The sequence below is a fragment of the Bosea sp. F3-2 genome, assembly GCF_008253865.1.
GTDB lineage: Bacteria > Pseudomonadota > Alphaproteobacteria > Rhizobiales > Beijerinckiaceae > Allobosea.
In genome coordinates, this window is the sequence record NZ_CP042331.1 from 176,596 (window position 1) to 190,560 (window position 13,965).

Sequence of the window (13,965 nt, forward strand, 5' to 3'; positions counted from 1 at the left end):
GTCTCCGGCGAGACGGCGCACGACCGTGTCGATGCGCCGTGCCGATGGAGACCATGCGACATGACCACTCCCGCCCTCACCGAAGAGATCGCGCTGCGCTTCGCCCGGATCGCGCTCGGCCATGTCCGCCGGGAGTATCCGAACAAGCCGGACCACACGCTGGCCGGGCCGGAGGATGCGCGCACGCCCAGCGAGCTGCATCCCGTCTTCTACGGTAGCTATGACTGGCATTCCTGCGTGCATAGCTACTGGATGCTGGCCCGTCTGCTGCGGCGCTATCCGAAGATGGAAGCCGCCAACGACATCGTCGCGCTGTTCGACGCGCAGCTCGTTCCGGAGAAGGTCGCGGTCGAATGTGCTTATCTCGCCGCCCCGACGGCGCGCGGCTTCAAGCGACCCTATGGCTGGGGCTGGCTCCTGAAGCTCGCTGCCGAGCTGAACGGACTCGACGATGGGCGCTGGGGCAGGGCGCTGGCGCCGCTCGCGGAGGCCTTCGCCCAGCGCCTCCGCGATTTCCTGCCGATCGCGACCTATCCGGTGCGAGTGGGTACGCATTTCAATACCGCCTTCGGATTGCGGATGGCGGCCGACTATGCGGATGCGACCGGGGACGGCGCATTCCTGACACTGCTGCGCGAGACGGCGCTGCGCTGGTATGGTGCGGATACCGACTGCCCGGCCTGGGGCGAGCCGAGCGGCGACGACTTCCAGTCCTCGGCGCTGATCGAGGCGGAATGCATGCGCCGGTTGCTGCCGGCGGAGCGCTTCCGGCCCTGGTTCGAGCGCTTCCTGCCGCGCGTGGCGCAGAGCGAGCCGGCCATTCTGTTCAAGCCTGCGACCGTCACCGATCGGACCGACGGCAAGATTGCGCATCTCGACGGGCTCAATCTCAGCCGCGCCTGGTGCTGGGGCGCGCTCGCCGCGGCCCTGCCGGAAGGTGATGCGCGGCGCCCTGTCATCGCGGACGCCGCACGGCGGCATCTCGAAGCCGGGCTGCCGCATATCGCCGGCGACTACATGGGCGAGCACTGGCTCGCCACCTTCGCCGTGCTCGCCATCGAGGAGCGCTAGGGCATGCCGATTTCTGACTGAAGCACGGCGTCATCCCGGACAAGCTGCGAAGCAGCGCGGATCCGGGATCCATCCTAAAGCTCCGGAGCCCTCCGATGGATCCCGGCTCAAGGCCGGGATGACGCCGCGGCTCCGAGAAAGGCCAGCACGCTCCAGGCCGGTCAGGCCGCGCCCCTCAACTCCGCGCCGCCGGGCCAGCCGAGCGCCGGTGCGACGAGAGTAGCGATGTCCCCGATGATCTGGCGATAGTCCTCGGCGCTGAAGTTGTAGGGCAACTCCAGCCGCAGCGTATCGACGAGCGGCAGGATCGGATCGGCGGCGAGGCGTTCGATCAGCTCGGCGGCTGTTCCGACGAGGTCCGGCGTGAACAGCGTGCGTCGCTCGCCTTGCGGGGCGAGCGTGCGGGCGTGCCGGCTCGCGGCGTAGTCGCGATAGCGCTGCCGCGTCGTCGCATCCGCTCCATCGAGCGGCACGATCACGCGGCCGACGGCGATGCGCGGTGTGCCCTCACCGCGCCAATGCGCGCGGAACGTCTCGATATGGCGCCGCTGCGCCTCGAAGAAATCATCGGTCTCCTCACCGGTGTTGAGGTTGCCGACCAGCAGGTGGAAGCCGTTCTCCGCCGCCCAGCGCGCAGAGCGCAGCGAGCCGCCGCCATACCAGAGCCGCTGGCGCAGGCCCGGCGCGTGCGGGCGCAGCCTCGGCTGGTGCTCGCCAGCCGCCGAGGCGATGCGCGCGTCCGGTTCGCCGAGCCATTCCCCTTCGATATTCGCCGCGAGCCGGGCGACGCGGGCATGCGAGAAGTCGATCGTCGCAGGATCTCTGTCGAAAAGGCGTTCGCCCAGGAGCTTGCCGAAGGGCGGCGGGCCGGCGCTGAGGCCGATGTTCAACCGGCCGCCCGAGAGCACATCGACCAGCGAGAGGTCTTCCGCCAACCTGAACGGATTCTCGTAGCCCATCTGGATGACGGCGGTGCCGAGCCCGATCCGGCGCGTGCGCTGCGTTGCGGCGGCGAGGAAGGTCGCCGCCGAAGAGATGCCGGGTTCGAGGTGGCGCTGGCGCACCCAGGCGCTGTCGAATCCGAGCGCTTCCCCATGTTCGAACAGTGAGAGCGTGTCTTCGAGCCCGCTCCGCGGGTCGGCGTCGTCGTAGTTGCCCGGTGTCAGGAAGGCGATGTGCCGGATCGAGAGCTGCGTCATGTCAGTATTTCGGCAGGCCGGGTGGGTTGGTCTCGGAGCGCTCCACGGCCTCCTCCTCGATGCCCCAGCGGGCGAGGGCCTGCCGGTATTTCCCGCTCTTGATCAGGTTGTTGGTCGCGAGCGTCAGTGCGTCGACGAGCCCGCTGCCCTTGCGCGTGGTGATCGCGACGTCGGATTTCAGCGGCCAGCCGGCGCTGAGCGTGCCGATGCGCTTGATGTCCTTGTCGCGGGCGGCGACGAAGACGAGCTGGGCATGGGGCTGCACGACGACGTCGACCCGGCCCGCACGCAGCGCAACGAGACGCGCCGCCTCGTCGTCGAAGAGCTGCAGCTCAAGCGGCTTCAGCCCGGCCGCGACGTTCTGCTTGCCCCATTCCACCAGGATGCGCTCCTGGTTGGTACCGCCACCGACGCTGAGGCTGAGGCCCGCGGCGTCCTTGGGTTCCTTGATGCTGGCGATCTTGCTGTCGGCCTTGACGAAGAAGCCGTGCAGGCCCTGGCGATAGGTCGAGAAGTCGAATTTCTCCTTGCGCTGCTCGGTGACGCCGACATTCGAGATGACGGCGTCGTATTTCCCGGAAGCGAGGCCGAGCGGCCAGTCGGCCCAGGCGAGCGGCACGAGATTGAGCTTCAGGCCGAGGCTGTCGGCGATGAGCTGGGCGAAGTCGGGATCGGCGCCGACCACGGTCTTCGCGTCCGTGGCATAGGTCGCGAGCGGCGGCCCGCCCGGGCTGATGCCGACGGTGAAGACGCCGGGTTCGACGAACTTGAAGCTCTTGGGGACGGCCGCGACGGCGGCCGGGTCCTTCTCGGCGCGGATGCGGCCGGGCTGTTCGGGGCCGAGATCAAAGGGCGATTGCTGGGCGAGGGCGGGCAGGCTCGCGGCGCTGAGCGCGCCGACGAGCAGCGACAGGAGCGTCCGTCGCGGGATCATGATGGTCTCCAGTTCTTGCGATGTGCGCTAGGGCGAGGTGTTCACGCCTTCGGCAGGCCGGGCGGGTTGGTGCGCGATTCCTCGATGGCCTCGGCCGAGAGGTTCCAGCGCGCGAGTGCCCTGGCGTAGTCCTGATCTGGGTGTTGAGCGCCTGCGTGATGGCGTCGGCAAGGCCAGCGCCCTTGCGGGTGGTCACCGCGATCTCGGCGAGGATCGGCCAGCCGCCACTGAAATTGCCGGCGAGCCGCGTCTTGCCTTCCTGCGCCGCCTTGAAGCTCAGCAGAGCGTTGGGGCCGAGATAGGCGTCCGCTCGACCGGATTCGAGCGCGAGATAGAGCACGACATCATCGTCGTAATACTGGATCTCGACCGGCTTCAGCCCCGCCTTGATGTTGGCCTCGTTCCAGCGCAGCAGGATCTGCTCCTGATTGGTGCCGGAGGAGACGATGACCTTGAGGCCGGCGACATCGCGCGGCTCGCGGATGACGATCTCGTTGTCCTTCTTCACATAGAAGCCGAGCAGGTCCTTGCGGTAGGTCGAGAAGTCGAACTTCTCCTTGCGCTGCTCGGTGACGGTGACGTTGGAGATCACGGCATCGTATTTGCCGGAAGTGACGCCGAGCGGCCAGTCGGCCCAGGCGGTCGGCACCACCTCAAGCTTGCGGCCCAGCGCATCGGCGACGAGCTGACCGATGTCGGGCTCCGAGCCGATAATCGTCCGGGTGTCGCTGGCGTAGCTGCCGAAGGGGAGGCGCCCCGCAGTATTCGCGATCGTGAAGACGCCATCCTTCACGAATTTCGCATCCTTGGCGATGAGCTTGATCGCCTCCTCGTCAATCTGCGCGCGGGGGCGGCCCGGCTGTTCGGGCGAGAGGTCGATGGTCTGCTGGGCGAACGCCCTGGCGGGGAGGATGGCCGCCGAAGCGGCGCCGGCGAGAAGGCTCAGTGAATCGCGTCGCGTGATCATGGTCGGACTCCTTGTGCGGCGGGAGGTCAGAGCACCTTGGCGAGGAATTCGCGGGTGCGGGGATGGTTGGGGGTGCCGAGCACCTGGGCGGGAGCGCCGGTCTCGACGATGCGCCCGGCCTCCATGAAGACGACCTGGTCGGCGACCTCGCGGGCAAAGCCGATCTCATGGGTGACGATGATCAGCGTCGAGCCGGAGCGGGCGAGCTCCTTGATGACGTCGAGCACCTCGCCGACGAGCTCAGGGTCGAGCGCCGAGGTCGGTTCGTCGAAGAGCAGGACCTTGGGCTTGAGCGCCAGAGCCCGGGCAATGGCGACACGCTGCTGCTGGCCGCCGGAGAGCTGGCGCGGATAGGCCTGCGCCTTGTCGGCGAGGCCGACGCGGGCGAGCAGTTCCTGTGCCTCGGCCCACGCCTGCTCGCGGGAGAGGCCGCGCACCGTCACCGGCGCCTCGACGATGTTCTCGATCGCGGTCAGATGCGGGAAGAGGTTGAAGTTCTGGAAGACCATGCCGACGTCGACACGCCGGGTCAGGATGTCCTTCTCCTTCAGCTCGTAGAGCGTCTCGCCGTCCTGACGGTAGCCGATCAGCTCGCCATCGATGGCGATGAAGCCCTCGTCGACGCGCTCCAGATGGTTGATCGAACGCAGCAGCGTCGACTTGCCCGAGCCGGACTGACCGATGATCGCGGTGACGCTGCCGGGGCGGAGCGACAGGCTGACATCGTTCAGCACCTTGAGATGGCCGAAGCTCTTCGAGACATGGCTGATGCGGATCTCGCCGCCGCTGCGGGGGGAGAGTGTGGCGAGCGAGGTCGTGCGCTGTGCGGCGGGAACCGGCGCGGGGGAGGCGAAGCTGGTTGTAGCGGTCGCTGCTGCGATGCGACTGCGGCCCAGCCAGCGCAGCGCCTTGTCGATGACCGAGGGCGGCGGGTTGCGCAGAGCGCCGCGCGAGTAATAGCGCTCGACATGATGCTGGATGAAGGAGAGGACGCTGAGGATGACGAGGTACCAGACCGTCGCCACCATCAGGAGCGGGATCACCTCCAGATTGCGCCGGTAGATGACCTGGATGGTGTAGAACAGCTCCGGCAGGGCGAGGATGTAGACCTGCGAGGTGCCCTTCGCGAGGGTGATGACCTCGTTGAAGGCGGTCGGCAGGATGGTCCGCATCGCCTGCGGCAGCACGATGCGCGAGACCTGGCGGCGGCGCGGCAGGCCGAGGGCGGCAGCGGCCTCGAGCTGGCCCTGGTCGACGGAGAGGATGCCGCCTCGCACGATCTCCGAGGAGAAGGCGGCGGCATTCAGCGTCAGACCCAGCACGGCCGCGAGGAAGGGTGTGATCAGCTGCGTCGTCGACCAGGAGGCGAAGCTGATCTCGGTAAACGGGATGCCGAGCCAGATCGTGCTGTAGAGATAGCCGAGATTGTTCAGGATCAGCAGCAGCACGATCAGCGGGATCGAGCGGAAGAGCCAGACATAGCCCCAGGATAGCGAGGCGAGCAGCGGCGAGCCGGAGACCCGCGCCAGCGCCAGCACGGTCCCGAGCAGGAAGCCGAACACCGTGCCGAGCAGGGTGAGCAGCAACGTGCGGCCGAGCCCCGCCAGCACCGGCTCGGCGAAGAACCACTCGGCGAAGACGTCCCAGCCCCAGCGCGGATTCGAGAGTACCGAGTTCAGAACGGCGAAGAGCACGACGCCGGCGAAGACGGTGCCGATGATGCGCGCCGGATAGCGCGCCGGGACGATGCGGTAGCGGCTGAAATCGCGATGCGGCGCTGGATTCTGGGCGTGCGCGGGCAGGCCCGCGAAGTCGCTGGCGAGGGTCATGGCTGGCTCTTGTTATGTGAGAAGGAGGAGCGGGCCGTCAGGCCGCGCTGAGCGAGGAGCGGCTGTCCGGCGGGTGCGGCAGCGAAGCCGGAGCGACGGAGAGCTCCTTCTCGAAAGGCAGCTTCCCGTAGGTCTCGGGATCGACCGAGACGTCGAAGAGCGGGGTGTAGCCGGTTTCCAGATAGAGACCTTTGGCTTCTGGCTGGCGGAAGCCGGTGGTCAGGAAAATCCTGCCGTAGCCCTGTCGTATGGCCTGCAGCTCCAGCTCGACGACGATGCGGCGGGCGAGGCCCTGGCGGCGGAAGTCGCTATGGGTCCAGATGCGCTTCATCTCGGCCGTGCGCTCGTCGTAGCGCTTGAAGGCGCCGCCGGCGATGGCGCGGCCGTCGCGCAGCAGCAGGACGAAATTGCCGTCCGGTGGGGCGAAGAGCTCGGCCGGGTAGCGGCTCATCTCGGCGCCCGGCGGCTCGCCGAAATAGCTGCCATAGCGCGTGGCATATTCCCAGGTGAGCTGCTCGACCAGCGGCTCGGCGAGCGGATCGAGCGGGGTGGTGTAGAAGAATGCGTCGGCCATGACGTGAGCCTTTCCGTGACGTCGTTGCGGGGTTGGCTCAGCCGGCGCGGCGGGCGAAGGCCGTATCCGACGGGGTCGCGTAGCGGCTCTCGCGGCGGGGCAGGCCGAGATGGTCGCGCAGTGTCGCGCCCGGTAGGTTGCGGTCGTAGACGCCGCGCGCCTCCAGGACGGGGATGACGAACGCGACGAAATCGTCGAGGCTCTGGCCGATCACCGGGAAGCCGAGGATGAAGCCGTCGGCGGCTTGCGTTTCGATCCGCTCGATCAGCCGGTCGGCGACCTCCTCGGCCGCACCGATGAAGTCGGTGCGCGGGGTTGCCGCCTCCAGCGCGGCTTCGCGCAGCGTCTGGCCCTTGAGGGCAGCGTTGCGCTTGATGCGGTCGGTGGTCGAGCGGAAGCTGTTCTTGCCGATCTCGCCGAGTTCCGGGAAGGGCGCATCGAGCGGATAGACGCTGAAGTCATGATGGTCGAAGAAGCGGCCGAGATAGGCGAGCGCGTCGTCGATCGAGATCAGATCGCGGATCGCTCGGTATTTCTCCTCGGCCTCGGCCTGCGTGCGCCCGACGATCGGCCCCGCGCTCGGGAAGACCTTCACCTCCTCGGCCAACCGGCCATGGGCGACGGCGCTGGTCTTGATGCTGCGGTAGAAGCTCTGCGCTTCCTCCAGTGGGACATGATTGGCGAAGACCGCATCGGCATGGCGGCCGGCGAGCCCTATGCCGGCATCGGAGGCGCCGGCCTGGAAGATCACCGGCTGACCCTGCGGCGAGCGCTGGATATTGAGCGGGCCCTCGACCTGGAAGAAGCGGCCCTTGTGATTGAGCGTATGCAGCTTGTCCCGGTCGAAGAAGCGGCCGGTTTCGCGATCGCGGGCGAAGGCGTCGTCGTCCCAGGAATCCCAGAGCCCCTTGGTGACGTCGAGATATTCATGCGCGATCTCGTAGCGCAGCGCATGCTCGGGATGCGGGCGGCTGTAATTCCGGCCGGAGCCTTCCAGCGGTGAGGTCACGGCATTCCAGCCCGCGCGGCCGCCACTGAGCAGGTCGAGCGAGGCGAATTGCCGGGCGATGGTGAAGGGGTCGCTGTAGGAGGTCGAGACCGTGCCGACGAGGCCGAGCTTGCTGGTCGTCGTCGCCAGTGCCGAGAGGATGGTCAGCGGCTCGAAGCGGTTGAGGAAATGCGGGATCGACTTCTCGTTGATGTAGAGGCCGTCGGCGACGAAAGCGAAGGCGATGCCGTTCTCCTCCGCCTTGCGGGCGTTGCGGATGAAGAAGTCGAGATTGACGCTGGCATCGGCCGGATTGCTCGGGTGGCGCCAGGCATTCATGTGGCTGCCGGCGCCCTGGAGCATTAGGCCGAAGGTGAGGCGGGTGCGGGACATGGGACGTGTCCTTTCGGGAAAGAGGGATCAGGCCGCCAGCGCCGGCGCTTCGCCGGCGAGCAGCGTCACGGAGGCGAGGCGCCGGGCGGTGAGGGCCACCGGCGTGTCGATGACGAATTCGGCGATGCCGAAGCGGGCATGCAGCGCGTCGAGCTCGCGCCGCACCTGCTCCGGCGTGCCGGCGAGGATGTGCGGCTTGCGGATCTCGGTGCGGTAGGCGGCGGCACCGGCCTGGCGGGCATATTCGGCCGCCTGTTCCTCGCTGCCGAGATTGAGGTTCTGGCCGTCATCGAGCGTGAGCCGGATGACGCGATGGTTCTCCGTCAGGCTCAGCGCCTCCTCGGCCGTCGGGGCGGCGAAGGCTGCGACCGCCAGCAGCGGCGCCGCCGAGCCGCCGGCTCTGGCATAAGCTTCGAGGCTGACCTCGATGGCCTTGGGGTCGCCATTGTGGTGGCCGGCGAAGACGAAGTGCCAACCGCGCTCGCCCGCCTGTCGGGCGCTATCGGGGCTGGCGCCGAGCAGGAAACGCTCCGGCGTCGCGGGCGGCACCGGGAAGGCGCGGGCCTTCTCCTGCGGGCCGGGCGCCTCGGGCGGCGTGGCGAGGAAGCCGTCGAGCTCGTCCAGCAGGGCTTCGAACGAAGGCGAGCGCGCCGGGTCGTGCAGCACCCGCAAGGCCTTGGTCGCGAGCGGCAAGCCGCCGGGGGCCTTGCCGATGCCGAGATCGACGCGGCCCGGCGCGAGCGAAGCCAGCAGGTTGAAGGTCTCCGCGACCTTGTAGGGGCTGTAATGCGGCAACAGCACGCCGCCGGTGCCGATGCGGATGCGCTGCGTGCGCGCCAGCAGATAGGCTGCCAGCACCTCGGGCGCCGGGCTGGCGAGGCCGGGGAAATCATGGTGTTCGGCCAGCCAGAAGCGGCGATAGCCGAGGCGCTCGGCAGCCTGGACGAGGCTCGTCGTGCGCTGCAGCGCCGCGACTGCGGTCTCGCCTTCGAGGATCGGGCTCTTGTCGAGCAGGCTGAGGCTGTAGGTCATGTCGGAAAGCCGTGTCGGGAAGGTCAGAGGGAGCGCAGGCCGAGCGCGGTGCGGGCTTCCTCGGCCATCCAGCCGAGCCGCTCGTAGTCGCCGCGCCAGTAGAGGAGGGCGGCGTCATTGGTGCCGAGCCTGATCTCGCGCACCCGGCCGATGACGATGGCGTGCGAGTGGCGCTCGATCAGCTCTTCCAGCTCACAATCCAGCGCAGCCAATGCGCCTTCCAGCAGGGGCGCTCCGGTGCGACCTTCGTGCCACTGCGCCTCGGCATAGCGGGCAGGGCCCTTCTCGCCGTTGCGGCCGGCGAAGCGGTCGGCGACCTCCTTCTGCGCGGCGGTGAGGAAATTCACGCCGAAGCTGCGGTGGCGCTTGAGCACCGGGAAGGAGGAGGATGACAGGTTGACGCCGAACATCACGGTCGGCGGCTCGGCCGAAAGCGAGGACAGCGAGGTCACGGTCAGGCCGGTCCGGTCGTCGCCGCGTCCCGTCGTGATGACGGAGACGCCGCCGGCGAGATGGCGCAACGCCGACCGGAACTCGCCACCGACGTCCTTCGGAGGTGGCGAAGCGCTCGCCGGTGGTCGGACGACAGCATGCGAAGCCGGGTGAGTCAGCGAGACGATCGCCATGGAAACCTCTGACGGGGACTGCGGATCGGGGATGCCGGGCGGGAGAGCTCGACGGGCTGTCGGATGGTTGCGGCGGGCCGGGAGCGCGATGACGCGGCCGCCTTCTGTTGCGACGGAAAGTTGGCCGTGCGTTCCGGAGCTGCCGTCGGCGTTGGTTCGAGACATGAGGTCTCCTTCGCCGGAGGGCCGGCGTCGCAGAGAAAACGAGTTCGGAAAGGAAGTCGTCAGGCGCTCAGCGGCGCCGCCGTTCTGTCAGGAACATCGCCTGCGCGGCGGGGATGCAGAATTGACCGTGCATGTCATTGGCATCGCCGGCGTGTCTCCGTGCTTCGGAGCCCACGATTTCATCGTGGTGCTTTTAGCGTTGTTGACGCGGCGCAAGCTGCTCCAGCAAATCCCGCGAAGGAGCGAAACGAATATCGCTCGATACTGTCATTGTTCCTGCGGAGAGGGGCGCGGTCAATGAAACAGCTTTTCAAAGATGAGTTGAGCCGGAGGTGGAAAGCGCCTCGGCAGGAACTCTGGCAGGAGAATCCCGTTCGTCGGCCTGCGCAGCGTCTGACGGGCCGGCTGCTTCAAGCCCGAAGCGCCTCCGATCCGTACGCCTGAAGACCAGGAGGGAGCAGGCCTTCGCCGAGGGCGGCCGGCTCAAATGGTGCCGTCGGGAAAGGCGCTGGAGCGGGTGAAGGGAATCGAACCCTCGTATTCAGCTTGGAAGGCTGCTGCTCTACCATTGAGCTACACCCGCGCGGTGGCCAAATTCCCCATCGCACCGGCAGGTGTCAAGGGCCGCTGCGCCGTTTCACTGCCAGTCTCGCGCCATCTCAGAGTTTCGGCCAGGTATCGGACAGGCGATAGCCGGCGGGCCAGGGGTCTTCGGGATCGAGCATGAGCTGGGATGTGCCGGTGATCCAGGCGCTGCCGGTGATTCGCGGCACGATCGCCGGGGTATCGCCGATGCGCGTCAGGCTCTCGATCTCGCAGTCGAAGCGGGAGCCGATGATCGAGAGGCCGACGAAGCGCTCACCGACACCCAACTGGCCGCGCGCATGCAGCACGGCCATCCGCGCCGAGCAGCCGGTGCCGGTCGGCGAGCGGTCGATCTTGCCGGGGCGGATCGCGACGGCACTGCGGCCGGTCAGGGCGCCATCGATGCGCTCGATCGGGGCGGCGAACTGGCAGAAGGAGATATGGTCCCAGGCCGTATCGCCGGGATGGCTGAAGCCGAGCTGTTCATTCGCTGCGCGGGTGATCTTCATACCCGTCTCGGCGATCTCGCGGGCTTCGTCGGGCGCGATCGCGAAGCCGAGGCGCGCCGCGTCGACGATGACGAAGCTGTCCCCGCCATAGGCGATGTCCACGGCGAGCGTGCCGAGGCCGGCGACCTCGATCGTTGCGTCGAGCCGGGCTGCGAAGGAGGGAACGTTGCGCAGGCTGATCGTCTCTGCTTTGCCGTCGCGGCAGGTGGCGCGGACTTCGATCAGCCCGGCCGGCGCCTCGAGCACGATGTCGGTGTGCGGCTCCTGCATCGGCAGGATGCCGGTGTCGAGCAGCACGGTCGCGACGCAGATCGTGTTGGAGCCCGACATCGGCGGTGTGTCGGCCGGCTCCATGATGATCCAGCCCATCTGGGCGCGCGGGTCCTTGGGCGGGACGAGCAGGTTCACATGCCGGAAGACGCCACCGCGCGGTTCGTTGAGCACGAAGTTCCGCAGCGTCTCGTCGGTGGCGATGAAGCGCGACTGCTCCCAGATCGTCTTGCCCGGCGGCGGCTGTACACCGCCGACGATGACATCGCCGACCTCGCCCGCGGCATGGCAGCCGACGACATGGATGATCTTGCTGCTGCGCATCGACTGGCTCGGCTCGGATTGCGTGTGCCGGCAACCTAGCCAGTCCAGGCGCCTTTCAGAAGCCGAAGTTGAAGCCGGCCTTCACGATGTCGCCTGCGGTGCGGGCGCGCATGACCGCATATTGGGTCGGGGCGAGCCCGGTATAGTCCTGCAGCGTCAGCTTCTGATTGCCCAGGTCGTAATGGGTGTAATCCAGCCGGAGCGTCATGCCGGGCAGGATCGCATATTCGACGCCGCCACCCAGCGCCCAGCCGCTCGCGATCCCGGATCGCGATGCCGCTACGCCTGAGGTCGTCGCGGGATTGTCCGGTGAGATCGAACCTTTCTGATCGACGAGGCCATAGGCATAGCCGCCCGTGCCGTAGATCAGGAAGTCGCCGAGCACGAAGCCGGCGCGGGCGCGAACCGTACCCAGCATCGAGACCTCGTTCTCGGCGCGTGTGGTGAAGCGCGTGCCCGGATTGAGCGAAACGTTATCGCTACCGCCGAGACGCGTCGCGGATATGTCGGTTTCGGCGCCAATCACCACCGCGCCGATCTGGTAGTTGAAGCCAAACTGCGCGCCGCCGACTGCGCCGGCGCCGTTGGGTGAGAGGCTGCCCGGAATCGCGGTCGGGTTGATCGCGCTCGGCGCGAGAACCGTTGGTCCGACGACGGTGGAGGTCGTGGTGACGGTCGTCGTGGTGCCCGGGAACACCACAGTGGCGTCGTTGATGACGGTCGTGATGCTCGGCGTGCTTGTTGTCGTCGTGGTGGTGGTCGTGGTCGAGGACGAAACCGTCGGCCCCCCGACCGGGCTGCCGACCGTCGTGCGGCCGGTCTGGCTGCCGCCGCCGAGTGAGCCGCCGACGTAGAAGCCCGTCCAGCGCGGTCGCTCCGGCAACAGGGCCGGGAGAACTGGAACAGGTGGCGGAGTGACCGGCGCCCGACGCGGTGCGCCGGCGCGGGCGGGCGAGACTGCGCGCGGCGTGTAGTCGGCACGGCGGGTGCGTGGCTGCGGCTGCACGGCGGGGCAGACCGGGCAGGTCTGCGCGACCTGGACGCGGTTGCGGCTCGGCGCTCTCGCGGCCAGGCGCAGCGACTCGTTGACATGGGTCGAGCCGGGATAGAGCCGCGCGAAGAGCTTGAAGGATTCGGCGTCGCCGGCGAGCACGGTCTCGGCCCAGGCAGTCTCTTCGGTGCGCTGCGAGAGGATGCGGTACAGCCTCAACGCGTTGGGGTCGTCGGGGTTGGCGTCGAGGACACTGCGATAGATGTCGCGACGATCCCAGGCGATGGCGGTGCGATAGGCGTCGGCGGGCGACATTGAGCGCAAAGTGGCAGTAGAGGGACGTGCTGCGGCGGCGAGCGGGATCGTGCCCGGCCCGGCCTGCGGCTGCGGTGAGGCGCCGGCAGGGCGCTGGAAGAAGCTGAAATCGGTGATCAGCGAGGAGGTGTCCCAGGGAATCTGGACGCCCTTCGTCGCGTCGTAGACGGCGAGGCGGATGCGGCGGAACACCTGCTCGACCGGCAGGCCGGGCTCGCGCGCCTCGCGCAGGAAGGCGGTGGTGAAGGGGCTGTTGGCCCCGGTTCCGTCGGCTGCGGTCGAGCCCGGCGAAGTGGCGAAGGCGACAAAGGTGCCGCTCCCGGAATCGACGCGAGCGAGGCCGGCTTCGCTGCGGATGCCTTCATTGGCTCCGTCGACGATCTGCAGCGCCAGGCCGCGCGACAGTTCGAGCGCGGCGAAGGGATTGTCGCGGCAGGCGTCGAGGATGGCGAACTTGGATTTCGCACCGACGGAATCCAGCCGCCGCAGGATTTCGCTCAGCGAGAGAGATTGGCTGGCGATGTTGCCCGAGCCTTGCGGGCGAATGTCGGTCGGCAGGATGTAGTTTGCGCCCTCGAGCTGCACGGCGTGGCCGGCATAGTAGACGAGGGCGGTCGCGTCCGGCCCGCCCTGCCGGACCTTGTCGACGAAGACATCGAGCGCACTGCGCAGGCCGGCCAGCGACAGATCCAGCGCCGGGGTGATGTCGAAGCCTGCATCCTGGAGCATGGCCCGCGTGGCGTTGGCGTCGTTCAGGGCGTTCGGCAGCTTGGTGACATTGGCATAGGCGCCATTGCCGATGATGAAGGCGAAGCGCTTTTGCGCAAAAGCGGGTGTCGCGCCGACGCCGAGCGCGGCAAGGGCCACGATCACGATGGCCATCAGGTATGCATAGGCCCGGGCATGCATCCGCATCTTGCTTCCCCTGCGGCGCGAGCAAACCGGCTCGCTGGACCTGTCTGGTGTTCGCGACTCGAGATCGCGTCCGCCATAGGATGGAGCGTCTCAGAAGACTGGCCTTCCGGGCAACATCAAATCGGCATGGAACCGCTGCGGCTCGGGAAGTAGAACGACGGCCTTTTTTTCGATGATTCGCCTTTGCTTAGACTGATGTTCTGAGGTTTTGATTCAGGCACATTTCGGCGGGTGTGGCCAAATTGCCAGCATAGCCGACCGATCGCTCGACATGCCCG

Annotated in this window: 10 protein-coding genes, 1 tRNA gene and 1 pseudogene; 1 reads left to right on the plus strand and 11 read right to left on the minus strand. The window is 67.7% G+C overall.

Features of this window, described 5'->3' with window-relative positions; genetic code table 11:
• Nucleotides 1-60 precede the first annotated feature (60 nt).
• The gene (locus FQV39_RS00910) at nt 61-1,071 is read left to right on the plus strand and encodes a DUF2891 domain-containing protein (RefSeq protein WP_149128597.1); all 1,011 of its coding nucleotides are present in this window, start codon (nt 61-63) and stop codon (nt 1,069-1,071) included.
• Between the two features lie 161 nt (nt 1,072-1,232).
• Here the strand turns inward: FQV39_RS00910 and FQV39_RS00915 are convergent, their stop codons facing one another.
• From FQV39_RS00915 to FQV39_RS00965, 11 genes and pseudogenes are all read right to left on the minus strand, one after another.
• On the minus strand, nt 1,233-2,270 hold the full coding sequence (locus FQV39_RS00915; protein WP_149128598.1) for an LLM class flavin-dependent oxidoreductase: 1,038 nt from the start codon (nt 2,268-2,270) through the stop codon (nt 1,233-1,235).
• Nucleotide 2,271: 1 nt separating this feature from the next.
• Nucleotides 2,272-3,204: an ABC transporter substrate-binding protein gene (locus FQV39_RS00920; RefSeq protein WP_149128599.1), complete on the minus strand. Its 933-nt coding sequence runs from the start codon at nt 3,202-3,204 to the stop codon at nt 2,272-2,274.
• A gap of 41 nt (nt 3,205-3,245) precedes the next feature.
• Nucleotides 3,246-4,171: pseudogene (locus tag FQV39_RS00925) on the minus strand (ABC transporter substrate-binding protein).
• Between the two features lie 26 nt (nt 4,172-4,197).
• Nucleotides 4,198-6,000: an amino acid ABC transporter permease/ATP-binding protein gene (locus FQV39_RS34065; RefSeq protein ID WP_149128600.1), complete on the minus strand. Its 1,803-nt coding sequence runs from the start codon at nt 5,998-6,000 to the stop codon at nt 4,198-4,200.
• Nucleotides 6,001-6,037: 37 nt separating this feature from the next.
• Entirely contained in the window at nt 6,038-6,574 is a 537-nt protein-coding gene (locus FQV39_RS00935) for a GNAT family N-acetyltransferase (RefSeq protein ID WP_149128601.1), read from the minus strand.
• A gap of 37 nt (nt 6,575-6,611) precedes the next feature.
• Complete coding sequence (locus tag FQV39_RS00940; protein ID WP_149128602.1) at nt 6,612-7,955, minus strand: LLM class flavin-dependent oxidoreductase; 1,344 nt, start codon at nt 7,953-7,955, stop codon at nt 6,612-6,614.
• A gap of 27 nt (nt 7,956-7,982) precedes the next feature.
• Nucleotides 7,983-8,987, minus strand: coding sequence for an MsnO8 family LLM class oxidoreductase (locus tag FQV39_RS00945; RefSeq protein ID WP_149128603.1), 1,005 nt, complete (start codon nt 8,985-8,987; stop codon nt 7,983-7,985).
• 23 nt (nt 8,988-9,010) lie between these two features.
• Nucleotides 9,011-9,778: a flavin reductase family protein gene (locus FQV39_RS00950; protein WP_248313196.1), complete on the minus strand. Its 768-nt coding sequence runs from the start codon at nt 9,776-9,778 to the stop codon at nt 9,011-9,013.
• Between the two features lie 509 nt (nt 9,779-10,287).
• Nucleotides 10,288-10,361: transfer RNA gene (locus tag FQV39_RS00955), tRNA-Gly, on the minus strand.
• Between the two features lie 76 nt (nt 10,362-10,437).
• Nucleotides 10,438-11,466: a trans-3-hydroxy-L-proline dehydratase gene (locus FQV39_RS00960; protein WP_149128604.1), complete on the minus strand. Its 1,029-nt coding sequence runs from the start codon at nt 11,464-11,466 to the stop codon at nt 10,438-10,440.
• Nucleotides 11,467-11,521: 55 nt separating this feature from the next.
• Nucleotides 11,522-13,687, minus strand: coding sequence for a caspase family protein (locus FQV39_RS00965; protein ID WP_149128605.1), 2,166 nt, complete (start codon nt 13,685-13,687; stop codon nt 11,522-11,524).
• Between the last annotated feature and the right edge of the window lie 278 nt (nt 13,688-13,965).